Annotated in this window: 15 protein-coding genes; 4 read left to right on the top strand and 11 right to left on the bottom strand. The window is 59.9% G+C overall.

The features are described from left to right. Positions 1–58: 58 nt before the first annotated feature. Genes EN818_RS18235 through EN818_RS18225 form a run of 3 tightly spaced genes read left to right on the top strand, consistent with a single transcriptional unit; the run spans position 59 to position 4557 of the window. A complete protein-coding gene (locus EN818_RS18235) occupies positions 59–2191 on the top strand; it encodes a hydantoinase/oxoprolinase family protein (RefSeq protein WP_135904854.1) in 2133 nt (710 codons plus the stop codon). Continuing rightward, complete coding sequence (locus EN818_RS18230; protein WP_135904857.1) at positions 2175–3818, top strand: hydantoinase B/oxoprolinase family protein; 1644 nt, start codon at positions 2175–2177, stop codon at positions 3816–3818. The genes EN818_RS18235 and EN818_RS18230 overlap by 17 nt, the downstream gene beginning before the upstream one ends. 13 nt (positions 3819–3831) lie before the next feature. Further along, complete coding sequence (locus EN818_RS18225; protein WP_128314664.1) at positions 3832–4557, top strand: ribonuclease activity regulator RraA; 726 nt, start codon at positions 3832–3834, stop codon at positions 4555–4557. Between the two features lie 116 nt (positions 4558–4673). Here the strand turns inward: EN818_RS18225 and EN818_RS18220 are convergent, their stop codons facing one another. From EN818_RS18220 to EN818_RS18205, 4 genes are all read right to left on the bottom strand, one after another. Continuing rightward, on the bottom strand, positions 4674–5384 hold the full coding sequence (locus tag EN818_RS18220) for a cytochrome b561 domain-containing protein (RefSeq protein ID WP_135904859.1): 711 nt from the start codon (positions 5382–5384) through the stop codon (positions 4674–4676). Positions 5385–5481: 97 nt separating this feature from the next. After that, positions 5482–6366: a carbohydrate ABC transporter permease gene (locus EN818_RS18215; protein ID WP_128371786.1), complete on the bottom strand. Its 885-nt coding sequence runs from the start codon at positions 6364–6366 to the stop codon at positions 5482–5484. Further along, the gene (locus EN818_RS18210) at positions 6356–7201 is read right to left on the bottom strand and encodes a sugar ABC transporter permease (RefSeq protein ID WP_245499246.1); all 846 of its coding nucleotides are present in this window, start codon (positions 7199–7201) and stop codon (positions 6356–6358) included. The genes EN818_RS18215 and EN818_RS18210 overlap by 11 nt, the downstream gene beginning before the upstream one ends. A 180-nt stretch (positions 7202–7381) precedes the next feature. Then, a complete protein-coding gene (locus tag EN818_RS18205) occupies positions 7382–8641 on the bottom strand; it encodes an ABC transporter substrate-binding protein (protein ID WP_135904861.1) in 1260 nt (419 codons plus the stop codon). Positions 8642–9063: 422 nt separating this feature from the next. Between EN818_RS18205 and EN818_RS18200 the strand changes: the two genes are divergently transcribed. After that, positions 9064–10077, top strand: a complete 1014-nt coding sequence (locus tag EN818_RS18200) for a Gfo/Idh/MocA family oxidoreductase (RefSeq protein ID WP_135904863.1) — start codon at positions 9064–9066, stop codon at positions 10075–10077. 160 nt (positions 10078–10237) lie between these two features. Here the strand turns inward: EN818_RS18200 and alr are convergent, their stop codons facing one another. The 7 genes from alr to EN818_RS18165 all read right to left on the bottom strand — a co-directional run bounded on the left by alr (position 10238) and on the right by EN818_RS18165 (position 18223). Next, complete coding sequence (gene alr / locus EN818_RS18195) at positions 10238–11428, bottom strand: alanine racemase (RefSeq protein WP_135904865.1); 1191 nt, start codon at positions 11426–11428, stop codon at positions 10238–10240. A gap of 61 nt (positions 11429–11489) precedes the next feature. Further along, complete coding sequence (locus EN818_RS18190; protein ID WP_135904867.1) at positions 11490–12719, bottom strand: amidohydrolase family protein; 1230 nt, start codon at positions 12717–12719, stop codon at positions 11490–11492. A gap of 34 nt (positions 12720–12753) precedes the next feature. Next, entirely contained in the window at positions 12754–13455 is a 702-nt protein-coding gene (locus EN818_RS18185; RefSeq protein ID WP_245518839.1) for an SDR family oxidoreductase, read from the bottom strand. Between the two features lie 44 nt (positions 13456–13499). Further along, entirely contained in the window at positions 13500–14651 is a 1152-nt protein-coding gene (locus EN818_RS18180; protein ID WP_135904871.1) for a Xaa-Pro peptidase family protein, read from the bottom strand. Further along, positions 14648–15907: an acyl-CoA dehydrogenase family protein gene (locus EN818_RS18175; protein WP_189523801.1), complete on the bottom strand. Its 1260-nt coding sequence runs from the start codon at positions 15905–15907 to the stop codon at positions 14648–14650. The genes EN818_RS18180 and EN818_RS18175 overlap by 4 nt, the downstream gene beginning before the upstream one ends. A gap of 56 nt (positions 15908–15963) precedes the next feature. Further along, complete coding sequence (locus EN818_RS18170) at positions 15964–16440, bottom strand: heme-binding protein (RefSeq protein ID WP_135904875.1); 477 nt, start codon at positions 16438–16440, stop codon at positions 15964–15966. A gap of 184 nt (positions 16441–16624) precedes the next feature. After that, on the bottom strand, positions 16625–18223 hold the full coding sequence (locus EN818_RS18165) for a GMC family oxidoreductase N-terminal domain-containing protein (RefSeq protein WP_135904877.1): 1599 nt from the start codon (positions 18221–18223) through the stop codon (positions 16625–16627). Between the last annotated feature and the right edge of the window lie 8 nt (positions 18224–18231).

Below are 18231 nucleotides of genomic sequence, written 5' to 3'. Positions count from 1 at the left end.
TGACAACTAATCGAAAAAATTACAAATATGAAAACTTCCTGCCGATAATGGAGTGGTGATGGTTTCCCGCGTCAACAGAGCGTCTGCCGACATCGGCGGCACTTTCACCGATATCGTCATCGAAATCGGCGGCGTCCGCGCCTCGACCAAAATCCTGACGACCCATCAGGCGCCCGAACGCGCCGTTATCGATGGCGTGCAGGGCCTGCTGGAAACGCAGGGGCTTGGATTCGATGACCTTGACGTCTTCCTCCACGGCACCACATTGGCAACGAACGCAATCATCGAACGCCGTGGTGCCAAGACAGCACTGATCACCACGCAAGGCTTCCGCGACACCATCGAAATTGGCTCGGAAAGCCGGCATGACCAGTACGACATCTTCATCAAGAAGCCACAGCCGTTGGTCGGCCGCGGCTTGCGCTTCACCATTCCAGAGCGGGTCGCCTCCGATGGAAGCGTCCTGCTCGAGCTCGATGACACACATGTCGCCGCACTTGCGCGTTCGTTGAAGGAGCAAGGCGTTCAATCGATCGCCGTCTCGTTGATCCATGCCTATGCGAATCCCTCGCATGAGCTGCGCGTGCGGGAAATTCTGTCGGCTATGCTGCCCGGCGTCTATTTTTGTATCTCGTCCGAGACGTGCCCCGAGATTCGTGAGTACGAGCGCACCTCGACCACAGTTGCCAATGCCTATATCCGTCCAATTATGGCCGGTTATCTTGGCCGGCTCAAAGCTGAGTTGGCGCAAAAGGGGCTTAACGCGCCGATCCTGCTTATGACCTCGGGCGGCGGGCTCACGACCGTCGACCAGGCCGCCGATTACCCGATCCGCTTGGTCGAATCCGGCCCCGCCGGTGGAGCAATCCTTGCAGCCAAGATCGCAAAGGAATGCGATCTTGACGCCATCGTCTCATTCGACATGGGGGGGACGACTGCCAAGATCTGTCTGATCGACCATGGTCAGCCGCTGAAATCGCGCAGCTTCGAGGTGGATCGGACCGAGCGGTTCCTCAAGGGTTCGGGCCTGCCGGTCCGGATACCCGTGATCGAAATGGTCGAGATCGGCGCAGGGGGCGGCTCGATCGCCCAGGTCGACAGCATGGGGCGTCTCACGGTTGGTCCTGAGAGTGCATCTTCGGAGCCGGGGCCGGCTTGTTACGGAATCGGCGGCCGTCGGCCGACTGTCACCGACGGTGATTTCGTCTTGGGACGGATCGATACCCGAAAATTCGCGGACGGTCGTATGGTCTTGCGGCGCGACCTGGCAGAGCAAGCGCTGTCCAGCGAGGTAGGGGATAAGTTGCGGTTGACGCCCGTCCAGGCCGCCGCCGCGGTCACCGCGATCGTCGAGGAGAACATGTCAAACGCCAGCCGCGTCCATGCCGCCGAGCACGGCAAGGACCTGCGGCGCTGTGCAATGATCGCCTTCGGCGGCGCCGCTCCGATGCACGCAGCGCAACTGGCAAGAAAATTGTCCTTGGTCAATGTGATCGTGCCCAAGGGCGCCGGCGTCGGATCTGCCATCGGATTTCTGGAGGCGCCTTTGGCCTATGAGGTCGTGCGGAGCCGCCATAGCCGACTGGACCGCGTCAATAATGCCGCCACTGCCGACCTCATCGCGCAGATGAAGCAGGAAGCCAGCGCCGTAGTTGCTCCGGCAGCTGGGGGCCAACCCGTCAAGGCGCATGTCTCAGCGTTCCTGCGCTATGTCGGGCAGGGCCACGAGCTCGAGATCGATCTGCCATTCGCGGCAGATGGTAGGATCGACGGCGCGGCTTTCAAGGAGGCATTCGATCGGCGATACAAAGAGGTCTTCGGTCGCTTCCTGCCCAATCACGAGATTGAGGTTCTCACATGGGCGGTAACCGCATCTGCCGAACAACCTGTGCTCGCCGCAGATGACCTCTCAAGTGGCTGCTGTCGGAAGATCGAACCGTCGGGCGAGACCCCCTTCACGGAAATCGATGGCAGCACCGTCCACGCTCCTGTCTATGAGCGCTCCGAGCTTGGCCCGGGCATCGTCCTTACTGGGCCGCTCGTCATTACCGAACGGGAGACCAACACAGTCGTTCCGAGGGACTTTTGTGTCGAATGCAATACATTCGGCCATCTGGTCCTGACCAATCTTGCCGCACAAGCGGCCCGACAGTCCGATCGCAAGGGAGCGACAAATGACCGTCAGCCCTGAAATCCAGCAGATCGGCGAGATCGAGTTCCAGATCATGTGGAACCGCCTTATTGCCGTCGTCGAGGAACAGGCCCAGGCGTTGCGACGCACGGCGTTCAGCCCGATCGTCCGCGAATCGGGCGATCTTTCTGCCGGCTACTTCCACCCCGACGGCCGCATGATCGCGCAGGCGGTTACAGGCACGCCCGGGCATGTCAATACGATGGCCGCCTCGGTGCTGCACTTCCTGAGCCGCTATCCCACAGGCACGATGCGCGAGGGTGACGTCTATGTCACAAACGACCCTTGGATGGGGACGGGCCATCTGCATGACTTCGTCGCGGTGACGCCCGCCTTCCATAGAGGCCATCTGGTTGGGCTTTTTGCATCGACTTGTCATTTCATGGACGTCGGAGGCATCGGCTTCGGCCCGGACGGCCGCGATGTCTTCGAGGAGGGTTTTTACGTCCCCCCGCTTGCGATGATCACCGCGGGCGAGATCGATCAGACCCTGATAACCCTCGCGCGCTCGAATTCGCGTTACCCGGCTGAACTCGAAGGCGATCTGATGTCCCTCGCTGCCTGCAATCAGATCGGAGTAAGCCGGCTGGCGGACATGCTGGAGGAGTTTCATCTTACCGATTTGACTGCGCTCTGCGACCAGATTGTCAGGCGCTCACGCGACGCAGCCCTGAAGGCGATCGCCGCAATTCCGAAAGGCACTGCCGAGGCCGAGATGGTGATCGACGGTTATGACCGGCCGGTCACCTTGAAGGCAACGACCCGGATTGCCGAAGACCACATCACAGTGGATTTTACTGGCACATCGGGACTTTCAGCGCGCGGCATTAACGTGCCGATCAGCTATGCCCAGGCCTATTCGACCTATGCCGTCGCCTGCGCGCTCTTCCCTGAGGTGCCGAACAATTCGGGCTCGCTTTCCGTCGTGACCGTCACGGCTCCCGAAGCGACGATCGTCAACGCCCAGCGCCCTGCGCCGGTATCGTCGCGACACGTCATCGGCCAGATGCTTCCCGACGTGGTCTATGGCTGTCTTGCGCAATTGGTTCCCGCGCACGTTTTGGCCGAGGGTGCGTCAGCTCTGTGGAATCTTATCCTTGAAGACGCGCATGACGCGTGCCTCACCCAAGGCATCGCAGGGACGCGACGCTTCTCGGCGCTGTCGGTTCAGACCGGCGGCACCGGAGCCCGCTCGCGGCTTGATGGGCTAAATGCGACGGCCTTCCCGTCGGGGGTTTCTGGTGTTCCTGTCGAGATCCTCGAGACCCTGACCCCACTCATTTTCTGGCGCAAGGAATTGCGTGCCGGTTCGGGCGGAGCTGGCAAATTTCGTGGCGGTCTCGGTCAAAGCATCGAGATCGGTCATCGCGAAGACCATCCGTTCTACATCTACGCAGCCCTCGACCGCATCGAGAACCCCGCACGCGGCCGCTTCGGCGGCGAAGACGGTGCTCCGGGGAAAGTCGCGCTGAAGTCTGGCAGATCCCTCAAGGGCAAAGGCAAGCAGTTGGTACCCGCGGGCGACAGGCTTGTCGTCGAAACGCCCGGTGGGGGCGGCTATGGCCCCGCCGCCGAGCGCGATGCCGGCAGCGTCGCCGCCGATCGCCAAAACGGTCTAACCCAGTGAACCCGAGGAAAGCATGAGCGAACATAACTTATCTGACGAAACGCGAGCGAAGCTGAAGAAGATATCCACAGCGTCGATCGCCACGGCGCTCTACAAGCGAGGGCTCCGCAACCAGTTCATTCAGGGCGTCGTTCCAGTTGCGCCCAAACAGGACAACATGGTCGGCCCGGCATTCACACTGCGCTACATTCCCGCGCGCGAAGATCGCAATCCGATCACCGTTTTTCGGAATCCGGAACATCCGCAGCGCGTGGCGATGGAGACTTGCCCACCCGGCCATGTCCTCGTGATGGACGCGCGCAAGGACGCCAGGGCTGCGACCGCGGGTTCTATTTTGATCACGAGGCTGGCGTTGCGCGGCGCGGCGGGCGTGGTCTCGGATGGCGGCTTCCGCGATGCTGAAGGCATAGGCGCGCTGGACATGCCCGCCTACTACGCCAGGCCGTCCGCGCCAACCAACCTGACACATCATGAAGCACTGGACATCAACGTGCCCATTTCGTGCGGGGATGCGCCGATCTTCCCTGGCGATATCCTCGTCGGGGACAAGGACGGCGTGATGGTGGTCCCGGCTCACCTCGCCGACGAGATTGCAGAGGAATGCACCGGGATGGAAAGCTTCGAGGATTTCGTCCTGGAGGAGGTCCGTGGTGGCGCGTCGATCATCGGGCTCTACCCCTGCACCAAACCGGAAAACCAAGAAAAATATGACGTCTGGCGCAAGAAGGCAGGACGCTAGACCGGCCTCTTCCTCCCGAGGCCGGGTTGTCGGGCTGCGATCCTCCCTCCGCAGCCCGCCGCCTTTCTGACTGTGGCGAGAGCCAACGGCCGATGCTCCCACAGCGGTCCCTGGTCTTAGTCACCATTCATCTGATCGATCCGAAGCTTGTTGAACGGGTGACGAGCTCCGGTGCCGAAGTTCGAGAGATATGTGTCGTGGTGGAATCCCCTGGCCTCCAGGACGATCATAGTCACCACCCATATGCTAAGGGCGAGGCCGAGGCCGATAGCTAGGCTCGAGGTCCAGTACTGAGACAGGCCGGTCACGACCGCGCCCAGCGCCAGGGCCACGGTGAAGTACCCGACAATCTTATGGTAGGCCTCGAACCATCGGCGTTGCGGGCTCATGTCATAATGGTCGCCCCGACCGACGGTGGCGTTCGTGGCGCTCTGGGTGAATGCATCGGGGCCGCCATGGGTCCCGCGAAGGCGCGCGCTCACAAGCTGGAGAATGCCGAGGACTACGGTTGCAATGCCAAATACTGCGTGGATCGTGGCACTCAAGCCTCCGTTCACCAGCAAGGCGATCGACCCTCCGCAAAGGCTGCTGAAGGCAAGCAAGGAAAGTCCCAGGCGATGAACGGTAAACCAATAGAGCTTGCGACCAAGTCTAGGGCTTCCCTTCGGTATGCCTTCGCGAGAGGGCGGCGGCTTGCCGTACCGGGTGAGGAGAACAATGCCGGGCACCAGAACGATCCAGATCGTGAACATCAGCCAGGCGTGATATTCCCAATGCGCCTCGAGTGCGAAGCCAAATGGCAATTGCAAAGTGGTAGGAGCGTCCATGTGTCGGTCATCCGTCTGGCGCGCAGAACTATTGAGCCGCCTGGGCGCCGTTACTGACGCGCCAGGAGCCAGGAACCCAAAAACTTGCCGGGTCTCCCTATCCCTTCACGGAACCGGCCATTAGGCCGCGAAGGAAGTACTTCCCAGCGAGAACGTAGATGGCAATCGTCGGCAGCGCGGTCAGCACGACTGCCGCCATGTCGACGTTGTAGCGCTTCACACCGGTGGTCGTATTGACAATATTGTTCAGAGCTACGGTGACCGGCACGTTGTCGCCGGATGTAAATGTCGTGCCAAAAAGGAAGTCATTCCAGATATTGGTGAACTGCCAGATCACCGCAACGACGATACAAGGGATTGAAATGGGCAGGATGACCCTAAAGAAGGTTTGATAAAAACCCGCGCCATCTACCTTTGCGGCCTTGACCAATTCCGAAGGCAAAGAGACGAAATAATTCCTGAAGAAAAGCGTTGTGAAAGGGATCCCATATACCACGTGAACCAATATGAGACCGGGCATAGTGTTCGCCAGGCCAACCGCGCCGAGCGAACGAGCCATTGGAATGAGGATGATCTGAAATGGGATGAATACGCCAAAAAGGAGCAAGGCGAATATAACGTTGGACCCGCGAAACCTCCAATGCGTGAGCGCAAAACCGTTTATGGCTCCGATAGCGGTTGACAACCCGACAGCGGGGACGATCAGGATCATTGAATTGAGAAAGAAGCCCTTCAAACCTGAACATTGAAGGCCAATGCAGGCGGCGGACCAGGCTTCCTGCCAGGCCTCCAGGGTCGGCGCCTTCGGCAGCGAAAGCAAGGAGCCGTTGCGTATCTCGTCGATGTTCTTGAGAGACGTAAATACCACGACAACGAGCGGCAGCAGATAGACAGCCGCGATGAACATCAGGCAGCAATAGATGAATACGCGCCTGAGATGATAGCGCCCTCCCCTTTCGAGAACGATGCTGTCATGCGTCATCGCGTTGTTTCCTCACGTCGGAATAAAGGTATGGTGCCACGACCGCGGTAACTGTCATGAAAATCATCATTGCGCTGGCGGCGCCCACTGCCATCTGGTCTCGACCAAATGTCTGCATGTACATGAACGTCGCAGGAAGATGTGTGCTGTTTCCAGGGCCGCCGGCGGTCAGCGCCACCACCAAGTCGAAGCTTTTCACTGCCTGCTGCGTCAGGATGACGAACACAGTCAAGAAGGCTGGCCCGAGTTGCGGGATGATGATGCGCCGGTAGATTTGAAAGCTGCCGGCCCCATCAAGCCTCGCGGCCTTGGTGATATCTTCGTCAATTCCTCGGAGCGCCGCCAGGAACAGCGCCATAACGAATCCGGATGACTGCCAGACCCCTGCAATGACGAGCGTGTAGATTGCAAACCGAGGGTCCACCAACCAGTCGAACCGGAAGCTGTCCCAGCCCCATAGCCGCACCATTCGCTCAATGCCGAGGCCCGGATTGAGGATCCACTTCCAGGCGGTTCCTGTCACGATGAACGACAGCGCCATCGGGTAGAGATATATCGTTCGGAAGAGGCCCTCGGCGCGGATCTTCTGATCGACCAGGATCGCCAGCGCCATTCCGATGATCGACGCGATCGCGATAAACAGGATCGCGAAAATGAAAATATTGTCGACCGCGATCCGCCATATCGGATTGCTCCAGAGGCGCCAGTATTGGTCGAAGCCGACAAATTCATAGGATGGCAGCATCTTGGATGCTGTGAACGACACCACCCCTGTCCACACCATGAAGCCGTAGACCGCCAGAAGGATGATAGCGACCGATGGAGCCAACGCCAGTTGGGATGCGTTGCGGGCAAGCCAGAGCTTGGCGCCGGAGCCCTCACGCCATTGCCCGCGCTTCGCGGTTTGCTGGACCGGGAAAGTCGTTGACACCAGGAATCCTTTCGTCTCGCGAAGGCCGACGATCGCAGCTTGGTTGAGGCGGCCGCGATCGTCGCCTGACCTCGATCTGGTCCGCTACTGCGCGGATTTAAGGCCGGTTACGAGTTGGTCGATGGCCTGTTGCGAGGTCACGCTGGGCGTCTCGAAGAAAGTTGAGACCACGTCGGTGAAGACGCCCGTTTTCGTTGCGCCGGCCGCGGCATTGTGTGCGAGCGACGGCAGCGATTTCTGGCTCTTTTGGGCTTCGGCCCGATCCGCAAAGGCGGCCTTGCCGCAGAAATCGAACTTGTCCATGGAAACGTCGATCCGCGAAGGGATCGAGCCCTTCTTGATGTTGAAGGCCTCCTGGAAATCTTTGTCCAGTATCGCCGACGCCATGGCGAGCTGGCCGGCCTGTTTGTCCCTGTCCTTGGTCTTGAAGAAGCCGAAATTGTCGGTCAGCCAGACGTAACTTCCCTTGGTCCCCGGGGCGGGCACACAGCCGTAGTCGACGTTGGGCTGCAGGTTGGCAAGCGACAGCTCGCCTTTCGCCCAGTCTCCCATGATCTGCATTCCAGCTTCACCCTTGATCACCATCTGGGTCGCAAGGTTCCAGTCGCGGCCTGGATAATTGGAATCGATATATTTGTTCATCTTACGCAGCTGGTCGAAAACCTTGACCATCGTGTCGCTGCGAAGCGCGGCTTCGTCCTCATCGATGACAGCCTTGCGATAGAAGTCGGCGCCGCCGATGCCAAGAACAGCATTCTCGAAGAGATCCAACTCCTGCCAGGGCTGACCTCCCAGGGCCAGCGGCGTCACGCCTTTGGCGAGAAGCTTTTCGGAAACTTCGTTGAATTCGTCCCAGGTTGTCGGCGGCTGCAGGCCGGCTGAATCGAAGACTTTCTTGTTGTACCAGAGCCAGTTCGAACGGTGCACGTTCACCGGAACCGCGACATAGGAACCGTCATGAGAAATCAGCGGAACAAGTTCCGGAGCAATCACCTTGGCCCAGTCGTCCTTCTTGGCGAGGTCCGTCAGGTCGGTTAGCACACCCTCGGATGCCCAGGCCTGGACCTGCTGAGCGTGCATCTGCGCTGCGGCCGGCGCGGTATCGGATGCGATGCGGGCGCGCAGCACCTGCACCATGTTCATCCCGGTGCCACCGGCCACCGGCGAGTCGCTCCAGGTGACGCCACGCTCCTCCAGAAGTTTCTTGAGCACATTCAGTCCGGCTGCCTCGCTGCCACTGGTCCAGTAGTGCATAACCTCCACGTTCGGACCGCCCGCCAGCGCCATCGATGTCGAACCGGACAGCAACAAGGCCGTCGCAAGAACCAGATTCCGATTAAGCATTTCTCATTCCCCTTGGTGAAACTACGGTTGCGATACAAGGATGTTGGTTGCGGTTTTTGGGCGTCTCTTTCGCCTCTTCTTGACAACACGCGCGCCGCCTTTCCCGACGCCGACACTGCCGCCCTGTGTTCAGAGTTGCCGTCTCAGGCCACCGGCTTCAGATGTCTGACTTATCGTTAGCTTTTATTACATATATGTCAATCCGAAATCGGAGAGGCCACCTAAGCCGGAGGTCAGACAGGCATTCAATACACGTACAGAATGGAGCTAAGTCCGCATCAAATCACAGAAAAATCGGGAAATTATTGCATTTGCCCGACCTTTACCATTCGGCGGCACGTTGACAAATAATAATCCGGTCGGACAAATTATCGGGCAAACGAGGGTCCCGCAGCTCTGCGGGAGTGAAGGAGTACATCGCAATGAACGAGAAAGTGGTCTCTTGGGGCGTGATCGGCGCCAGCACCATCGCACGCGAGTGGATGGTCAATTCCATACGCAAGCATCCGCTGGGCAGGGTTAAAGCTATCGTCAGCAGCGAGTTGAGTCGCGCCCAAGCATTCTCGGCCCAGATGGGTATTCCTGACGCCTATGACTCGATTGTGCCGATGTTAAGCGATCGAGAAATCGACGCGGTCTACATCAGCACCAAAAACGATCAGCACCTGTCGCAGGCGCTGGCCGCCATCGAAGCCGGCAAGCACGTGCTTTGTGAAAAACCGCTCGCTTTGGAGCCGAAAGACGCGCAATCGATCGTTGAGGCAGCTGAACGCAAAGGCGTCGTACTCGCTACGAACCATCATCTGCGCAACATGGAGAGCCACCGAGCGATAAAGCGGCTTCTGCGCGAGGGAGCTATAGGAAAAATCAACTCCATTCGTATCTTCCACGCAGGAGCGTTACCCCAGAGCCTAAAGACTTGGAGGCTTTTCGACAAAAGCGCGGGCGCGGGGGTTATTTACGACATCACCGTGCACAATGGAGATCTCCTTCGATTCTATCTGGACAGCAATCCCACCAGGATCACCGCGCTGGCGAGTGCATCTGGCGAAGGGGCGAACGGGATCGAGGATAGCGTCATGTCGGTATGGGAATTCCCAGGCGACATCTTGGTGCAATGCCATGACAGCTTTGTCGTCGGTCACGGCCCGCGCGGCGTCGAAATCCATGGCTCGGCCGGCAGCATTCTTGGCATCGACGTCATGTCACAGGCCCCCGGCGGCAGCGTCGTTTTGCGAACATCCGATGGTGAGCAAGACATACCTCTTGAACTCAAGGTTACTTATGACCGCGGTGTTTCCGATTTCATGGCCGCTGTGCAAGGGAAGGGCCGGCCCTCCTCGACGGGCGAGGACGGTGTTTGGAGTGTGAAGTTGGCAAAGGCGGTGGCGCAATCGGCCGCCACAGGTCAGACCGTGTTGATCGAACAAGTGTGAAAGCCGGTTGCGCGACAATGTCGCAACTGGTCATGCGCCATACCGCCTCTCGAATGAACGAGAGCTACAAGGAAATCGCTTGGGCGGTCCAGCGCTCAATGTCGATGCATCGATCGCAGGATGCCGAGCAACTTCGCAGAGGTTTGGCGCTGCAGGTTCGCTAGGAACAAAGCCGATGTCGCCTGGTGCCCGCAACCTTGTTTGGCGGCGCCTTGTGCCCAAGATAAATCCTCGGGCACGATCGGCCAAGCGAGATCAGCGCTTCGTGTTCGTTGGTCGCCATGGCCGCTGCCAGCTCACGGTACGATATGCTCGGCCCGACAATTTCTGCCACATCCCCCGGGGCTATCGTGGTCTCAGATAGTTCGGTGATGTCGACGGCGATCAGGTCCATGGACACCCGGCCCACAATAGGAGCCGACCTGCCGTCGAACGCAACGGAACCTCGATTGGACGCAACCCGACTATAGCCATTCGAATAACCGAACGCGATCACGGCAATGCGCCGATCCGTCGGCGCATGCCAGGTTGATGAATAGCCGACGGGATCGCCTGGCCGGAGCTGTCGGACCTGGACGACGGGGGCCAGGACTGTCGCGGGCTCCGACATTGGATTGTCGCCACGGGCCAGCGGATTGATGCCGAACATCGACTTTCCGGGCCGTGTGATATCGCCATGAAACGAGGGGTCCAGGAAGATACCGCACGAATTGGCGATCGAGAGCGGAGCAGCAGGCAACGGGCCAACTGCTGCCCTCATGGCCGCGACCTGTCGTTCACAAAAAGCGATGTCCATTTCATCTGCGGCCGCGAAGTGCGTCAGGTAGGCACGGACATCCAACAAATTGAGCGAGTTGACGATTTCGGGTATGCGGCCATGCGCAAATCCCAGCCGATTCATGCCTGTATCGATATGGACGAAGACGCGGGGCGGCCGCATCGTCTTGTGAGCCACTGAAACAGCGGCTGAAAGTTGTTCATGACTGTTTATCACCGGCACGATTTCCGACGCGACTGCTTCGGCCATTGTCGAACTGTTTGCACCGTCCAGGACGGAAATGATGCAATCGGGTTCGAGGCGATCACGCAAAAAAAACGCGTCATCCAGACGGGCGGTGAAAAACAGGCGGGCACCTGCTTCTTGCAGCGTAAGAGCGCTTCTCAGCATGCCGTGGCCATAGCCGTCGCCCTTCACAACGGCAGCCGTCGTTCCTCGAGTTTTGGATGCCAGAAGTCGATAATTCGCTCCGATGGCCTCCAGATCGACAATCATCACGGGGCCGCTTTGAAGGCACAGCTTCGCTTCATCGGGAATAAACAGGGGCGCCGAAGAGGGACGAGTGGTCGTCATGTGCCTTGGGCGGTTCGCGATGCGGCTCTTGCCTATCGACCTTCATGAGGGCATTTCGCGCTCAGAGATCACGCTTGTGGAGGTAGCCGTCCTTGATCGTGACCCGGATGCCGCTGCCGTCCTCCTGGAAGACGCCAATGTCTTCGAGGGGGTTGCCGTCGACGATCAGGATATCGGCGAAGGCGCCCGGGATGAGTTCTCCGAGCTTGCCCTCGTGCCGCACGATCTCGGCGTTGACGATTGTGGCCGAATGCAAGGTCTGGGCGGGCGTTTCGACCGCGGAGCGGATCTTGAACTCATGCAGTTGGTAATGATGCATGACGCCTTCCAGGTCGGTACCAAATCCTAGTTTGACGCCGGCGTCGCGGCAGATCTTAACCGCTTCGACGCCGCGGCGCCGCATCATCTTGACCTGCTCGACGATGTGCGCGGGCGTGCCAAGTTGGTCGGCGTAGAAGATGCTGGCCTCAAAGGTCGCAAGCGTCGGCACCACATACGCGTCTTTTTCGGCAACCAGGCGGGCGGTATCCTCGTCAATAAGGTTGGCGTGCTCGATAGTACGCACGCCAGCCTCGAGCGCGCGGCGGATAACGTCAACGCCATAGCAGTGCGCCATCACATAGGTGCCGAAATCGGCAGCCTCCTGTACGGCGACCCGTTGCTCTTCGAGTGAAAAATGCGGCGAATAGATCGAGGACTTGCCGGAATTGCCTCCACCGGCCATCAGCTTGATCTGGTGAGCGCCTGCCGCGATCTCCTCGCGCACGGCGCGACGGACAGCATCCACGCCATCCACGACACGGCTGATGTTGCGCGTGCTGCGACAATGCGGGCAGCCTTGCTCGTGCTCGGTGCGGACACGGAAATCCCCCAGGCCACCCGTTACGGCGAGCGCCAACCCGGGAACAAAAAGGCGTGGACCGGGAAATAGATTCAGTCGCGTCGCTTCGGCGAGCGCCGCATCGGCGCCACCCGAATCCCGCACGGTGGTAAACCCACGCCGCAGGTAACCAGCAAGGATCTTCGAGGCGTGCGCAGCAACGAGGTAGGGCGCGGTGTTGGCCAGCGTGACCTGGTTGTTGACGTGGGCCATCGCATGAACGTGCGCGTCGATCAGGCCCGGCATCACCACGCGGCCGCCAGCATCGATTTTTACCGTGCCACTTGGTTCATCGACCGATCCGGCGACCTCGATGATCTTTTGACCCTCGATCCTGATCTGCTGACCCGAACGCAACTTCGCTTCTCGGGGATCGAGGACGGTGGCGTTGGTGATTACGATATCACTCATGGCTGTTCCTGTAGGTCTGACGGGCCACCGCCGATCAGCGTGCAGGCCCTTTGATCAGCGACTCTCCACCGTCGACCACGACTGCCTGGCCGGTCATGAAGCGTGCGTCGGCCGAGAGGATGAAGCGCACGATGGCGCCGAATTCCTCGACGGTTCCCATCCGGTGCAGCGGTACAAGCTCCGGCACCTTCTGCAGGAAGGATTCCCGCCCGCCAAACATCTCCCAGGCAGGTGCGTTGAAGGGCGTATCCACCCAACCGGGGCAGAGGGCATTCACCCGGATATTGTCGCTGGCATATTCCAGCGCGAGTTGCCGGGTCATCGTCAGCAATGCCGACTTTGAAACGATGTATGGCAACGAACCCTTGGCCACCATGATCGATGCTGCCGATGCCGTGAAAAGCAAGCTGCCGCCTCCGGCCTCACGCAGCAGCGGAAGCGCGGCGCGTGCCAGCACAGCATTGGCGCGAACGTTCAGCGCGAAGCTGAGATCGAAGGCATCCAATTCCATACTTTCGAGCGTGCCGACATGGCAAACACCGGCATTGTTCCAGACAGCATCGAGACCGCCGAGGATTTCGCCCGCCTCGGCCACTGCCGAGGCAATGCGCTCGTCGTCACCGATGTCGATTGTAAGAACCCGCTCAGCGCCCAGATTGCCAGGCGCGGGTTTCCTGTCGGCCATGACGACGCGCGCGCCGGAGGCGGCAAGAGCGCGCACGCCAGCCTCCCCCATCCCGCTGGAACCACCGACGACTAGAACACGCTGTCCACCTTGGCTCATCTGACGGCAATCTCCCTGGCGGTCTGAGTTAGACGGACCGGCCCTTTTTCCGTGACCAGAACCGTCTCGCTGAAGGGCATGCCTTCGGAATAGTGGATGACGTGAAAAACCATGTTCGGCTCGAGTGCCCAGGTCTCGTTGGGCATGAAGATGCGGGTATGATCGGACGTGCGGGGCACGGCGTGAAAGCCGAGCGTGTAGGCCGAAACCTGCGGGTAGCTCTTCTTGAGGCCTTCGCGAAGCATGGTCTCGCGGGCGACGCGGTCGATCTCGCCCGAAATGGCGCCGGGAACCATCGCAGCGATGAATTCGTCCTGAATCTCGAGGACACGTTGCGCAATCGCGCGGTGACGATCAGAGACGTGTCCAACCGCCATCGGCCGGGCGATGCGCCCAGAATAGCCATAGACCTGCGGCACAGCCTCAATGAAATAGAGCTCGCCAGCCTGCATGATCCGCTCGCCCAGTCGGCCGTGCATGTTGGCGACTGTGCTGCCGTAGCCGAAGACGGCGACACGGCCGTTGTCGGCCCCCAGGCTGATCGCCTTGCGGTATGTCGCGATGGCAGGTTCGCGTTCCGATCTGCCTACGGCGATCGCATCGGTTCCGGCCTGGACCGCCGCGTCGGCTATCGCGCAGGCTCGGCGCAACGCCTCGATCTCAGCCGGCGACTTGATCAAACGGTGTTCCCAAATCACCTTGCCGAAATCGACGAATGTCAGTCCGGGATTTCCCGCCTGGATGCGCTCATATCGCTCGATTGTAAGGAAATGGCTGTCCGTCTCGATGGCCAACGTCTTCACGCCGCTGTCGCGGATCAGTCCCGCCAAGAGCGCGATTTCGTCCTCGTTATCGTCGAAGGTGACAAACGCGTCGACTGGGGCCTGCCGTTGGGCCCCGAACTGATCCGCCGAGCGGATCAGTAGTGTCACATCGCCCGACGGTGAGATCAGCGCACCCTGGTAGCGGGCGCCGGAGTGCGCGTACCCTGTCAGGTAGGCAAGGCTGTCGATCTGATCGACGAGCAACAGGTCGGCGCCGCGATCAGCCATCTCGGCAAGAACACGGCTCACACGTCGCCGGAATTCCGCCCGGTCGAAGGGCAGCGCGGTTGGCGAGGTATAAGCCTTGGCGGCATTGCCCGTCATGCTGCGTCCCGGTTGAAACGGAAGCCCAGATCGGCCCAGGTCTTGCGCTCGCTTTCGGGAAGCCGACGACCATATTTCGCCTTGGGGTGATAGTCCCGCGACAATTCCGTCTTGGCGACGGTCTTCATGATCATGCTTTCACGCGTATGAAGCGTGGCGACGCGTGCATCCCGCATCAGCCGCGGGATGGAGCTCCACCGGAACACCGCCCTCGTCCCGACGATTTCGAAGGCCTTGGTTGAAACCATCCCCACTGTGGTCTTGGCCATATGCAGGCCCATGAGGGTGGCGTGCGCGGCTTCGCCCCACATCTTCTGGTCGTAGAGATATTGGGCGTACCACAGTTGCGAACGCGTCGCAGCGATTGCCGAGGCCATCTCGCCGAGCGAGTACATATTGATGTCGTCTTGTTGAAGGAAGGGTCGCGCCACGACCGCATCGCGCACTTCCTCGTATATGCCTTGCGCCGAACCAAGCGAATGCGCCGCATATGCAAGCTCGAAGGTGTAGGGATGGCTTTGGTTGAAATCACCCGGCTCGCCAAGAACGTTCTTCCATGGAATGAAGACGTTGGTGAACTTGGCACCGCCCGACAGCGACGCGCGAATGCCAATGGCCTCTTCCCAACCGGAGACGAACTCGACCCCGGGGTTGGGCAACTCGATGACGAAGACGCTTGCACCAACATCGGGGTCATCGGTCCCGGGGGCCAATGCCCAAAACAGCAGGTATTTCGACGCCGCGCCACCGCTGGTGAAACCCTTGAAGCCGTTCGCGAGGAAGCCGCCCTCTGTGGGCGTCAAATCCGAGGCGAACGAGATCTTGCCATCCTTGTGCGGTACCACCTGCGAGCGGCCCGGCTGGACCTCGCTACCGACCGACGCCACGCCGGCTCCGTTTTGCGCCACGTCGGTTAAGATGCGCCGCTTCTGCTCTTCGTTGCCGAGCCCGGCGACCAGTCCAAAGCAGTGATATTGGTTCTGGATGATCCAGCCGGTGCTGCCGCAGGCCGAGGCGAAGATCTCGACCACGGCGTGGCACAAATTGCTGAAGCCAGCATCCTCGTTGGCATACCCGCCATATTCCTTCGGCACACCAAGCTTCAGGAAGCCGCCGTCGATGATGTCTTGCCAGTTCTCCTGCGGCCAACCGCCGGCCGCGTCGACCTGCCTTGCTCGTTCGGCAAAGACCTCCTTGAGGGCTCTGGCCTTTTCGATCCATTGCGTGTCTTCGGGGTTTGTCTTGAACGGATACATTCCATTCCTTCCTTCATCATCGGCGACAGAATAGTGCATGCAGTATGCAATCTTGTTTATCTGCCGTCAATGCCCTTTCGATATGTTTCGATGGCACGAATGACCAGCCGGTGGTCATCGATGGAAGCGAGGCCCGCGCAGCCAATGGCACCCACCATGACGGTCCCGACACAGATCGGCACCGCGCCCCCGCAAAGCACGTAGCGGCTGGGGTCCAGCGTGCGCTCAGAGGCGAAGTCGGGCTCCAGCCTGGCTTGCAGCTCAAGTTGCATCGAAGCTCTGGCGAAGCGTCTCACCGAGGCAAATTTCCTTTCAATCCAATGCTGATAGTCAGCGCTGGTGCCAGGCAGCGCGGCACGGAAGATCACCTGCTCGCCGAGATCGACGCCGACCGCCACGCGCAGCCCTTCGTCTTCCGCCAGACTGAGCAAGGTCTTGCCAAGACTCAGCGCATCAACGTGGCTGAACGCGGAGAAGGAATGCCCCTCCGTCTCTCGTTGAATTTCCTCGATCTGGTCTCTGATTTCCCGCATGGGCCCAATCCTCTTAGAGTTCGCATTGTATGCAGCTGTTGCTATCCCTACGCAGGGCACACGAGTATCCACCCGCAGCCTTACGCGCCGCGATTTGCCTTTTATTCCAGTTTCTTGATGCCCTTTTGAGATGAAGGGGCCTCAGGCCCCAACAGGTGACCGGTCCGACGTGGATCGCATGCAGTTATTTCTCACCCAGAATCAGTGCCGCGGCTTTTTCCCCGATCATCATAGTGGGCGCGTTGGTATTTCCTGATGTCACCACGGGCATCACCGACGCATCGGCTACCCTCAGGCCTGCTATGCCGCGCACGCGCAACCCGGGCTCGACTACCGCCATGTCGTCGGTTCCCATCTTGCAGGTGCCGGATGGGTGATACTCGTTCAACAGGTTGCGACGATTATAGGCTTGGATGTCGCGGTCGGACTGGATGTGCAGGCCCGGGTCAAGCTCTTCACCGGTGAAATCGCGGAACGCTTCCTGGGCATTGATTTCGCGCGCCAGCCGAAGGCCTTCGGTCAGGGCCTGGATGTCCACCGGATCGGTAAGAAGGTTGTGCTGGATCCTTGGGGGGACGAAGGCATCGCTTGATTGCAATAGCAGCCTGCCACGCGACTTCGGCCGCATCAGGCCAAACTGAAGCGTGTAGGCGTTGAAGGTTGCGATCTCGCCCTTGGGAGATTTCAGGTCGCGGCTCACGGGGTAGAATTGAACCTGCAGGTTCGGTCGCTCCTCGGCAGGGTTGCTGCGCAGGAAAGCCTGAACCGACATAGGGAAAACAGCTATCGGGCCTGAGCGTCTGAAAGCGTACTCGGCCGCCGCCTTGAGGCCACGGACAGGATGCTTCAACGAATAGTAGGTCAAGGGCCTGGTGCAAGCGAACTGCACAAGGCTGCCGCAGTGATCCTGAAGGTTCTCGCCGACGCCTGGGAGATCGAGGATCGGGTCAACGCCGGCAGCGCGCAAACGTTCGGCAGGGCCGATTCCCGCCAGCATCAGAAGATGGGGAGACATATAGGCACCGGCAGACAGTATCGTCTCAGCGGCCGCGGCCGAGTGCTGAACTCCCTTGATGGCGTAGCGCACCCCAGTACATCGCGGGCCTTGCAGGATGAGACCGGTGACATGGGCATGCGTGACGACGGTCAGGTTCTTGCGGTGGCCGATCGGTCGCAGGTAGCCTTGCGCTGCTGAACAGCGAACGCCGCGCTTCTTGTCGATGTTGTACTGGACCCAGTCGAAGCCCTCATGATTTCCGGTGTTGTAGTCCTCGACCACCGGCATGCCCATCTGGCGCCCTGCCTCGAGGAAGGCTTCGAACAAAGGCGTGCGGTAATTGCCATAGCTGACCGTTATCGGCCCAAATGAACCACGATCCTGGGACGGCGGCCCCTGCCAGGTCTCCATGCGTTTAAAGTAGGGCAATACACCGTTCCAGTCCCAGCCCGTGGCGCCCGCCCGCTGCCAGTCGTTGAAGTCCTCCGCATGTCCCCGGACAAAGATCATGCCGTTGATCGCCGACGACCCACCTAGCACCTTGCCACGCGGAAGCTTTATGCACCGGTAGTCGACGCCTGGCTCCGGCTCGCTCGTCAGCCGCCAATCCAGGTGACCGCCCACGGTATAGTTAACGCCAATCGGTATGCGGATCAGGGGGTTCCAATCCCTTGGCCCGGCTTCCAGCAGCAACACCTTGACTGCCGGATCGGCGCTCAGTCGGTTTGCCAGCACACAACCGGCCGATCCCGCACCGACGATGATAAAATCAAAAATTTCAGTCACGACATTTT

It is taken from the genome of Mesorhizobium sp. M3A.F.Ca.ET.175.01.1.1 (assembly GCF_004791945.1).
Classification (GTDB): Bacteria; Pseudomonadota; Alphaproteobacteria; order Rhizobiales; family Rhizobiaceae; genus Mesorhizobium.
This window is presented reverse-complemented; position numbering and strand designations above follow the sequence as displayed.

Bases quoted from the DNA above. Each gene is read 5' to 3' on its own strand.
- EN818_RS18235 (WP_135904854.1), top strand. From the start codon at position 59: ATGGTTTCCCGCGTCAACAGAGCGTCTGCCGACATCGGCGGCACTTTC.
- EN818_RS18230 (WP_135904857.1), top strand. From the start codon at position 2,175: ATGACCGTCAGCCCTGAAATCCAGCAGATCGGCGAGATCGAGTTCCAG.
- EN818_RS18225 (WP_128314664.1), top strand. From the start codon at position 3,832: ATGAGCGAACATAACTTATCTGACGAAACGCGAGCGAAGCTGAAGAAG.
- EN818_RS18220 (WP_135904859.1), bottom strand. From the start codon at position 5,384: ATGGACGCTCCTACCACTTTGCAATTGCCATTTGGCTTCGCACTCGAG.
- EN818_RS18215 (WP_128371786.1), bottom strand. From the start codon at position 6,366: ATGACGCATGACAGCATCGTTCTCGAAAGGGGAGGGCGCTATCATCTC.
- EN818_RS18205 (WP_135904861.1), bottom strand. From the start codon at position 8,641: ATGCTTAATCGGAATCTGGTTCTTGCGACGGCCTTGTTGCTGTCCGGT.
- EN818_RS18200 (WP_135904863.1), top strand. From the start codon at position 9,064: ATGAACGAGAAAGTGGTCTCTTGGGGCGTGATCGGCGCCAGCACCATC.
- alr (WP_135904865.1), bottom strand. From the start codon at position 11,428: ATGACGACCACTCGTCCCTCTTCGGCGCCCCTGTTTATTCCCGATGAA.
- EN818_RS18190 (WP_135904867.1), bottom strand. From the start codon at position 12,719: ATGAGTGATATCGTAATCACCAACGCCACCGTCCTCGATCCCCGAGAA.
- EN818_RS18185 (WP_245518839.1), bottom strand. From the start codon at position 13,455: ATGGGGGAGGCTGGCGTGCGCGCTCTTGCCGCCTCCGGCGCGCGCGTC.
- EN818_RS18180 (WP_135904871.1), bottom strand. From the start codon at position 14,651: ATGACGGGCAATGCCGCCAAGGCTTATACCTCGCCAACCGCGCTGCCC.
- EN818_RS18175 (WP_189523801.1), bottom strand. From the start codon at position 15,907: ATGTATCCGTTCAAGACAAACCCCGAAGACACGCAATGGATCGAAAAG.
- EN818_RS18170 (WP_135904875.1), bottom strand. From the start codon at position 16,440: ATGCGGGAAATCAGAGACCAGATCGAGGAAATTCAACGAGAGACGGAG.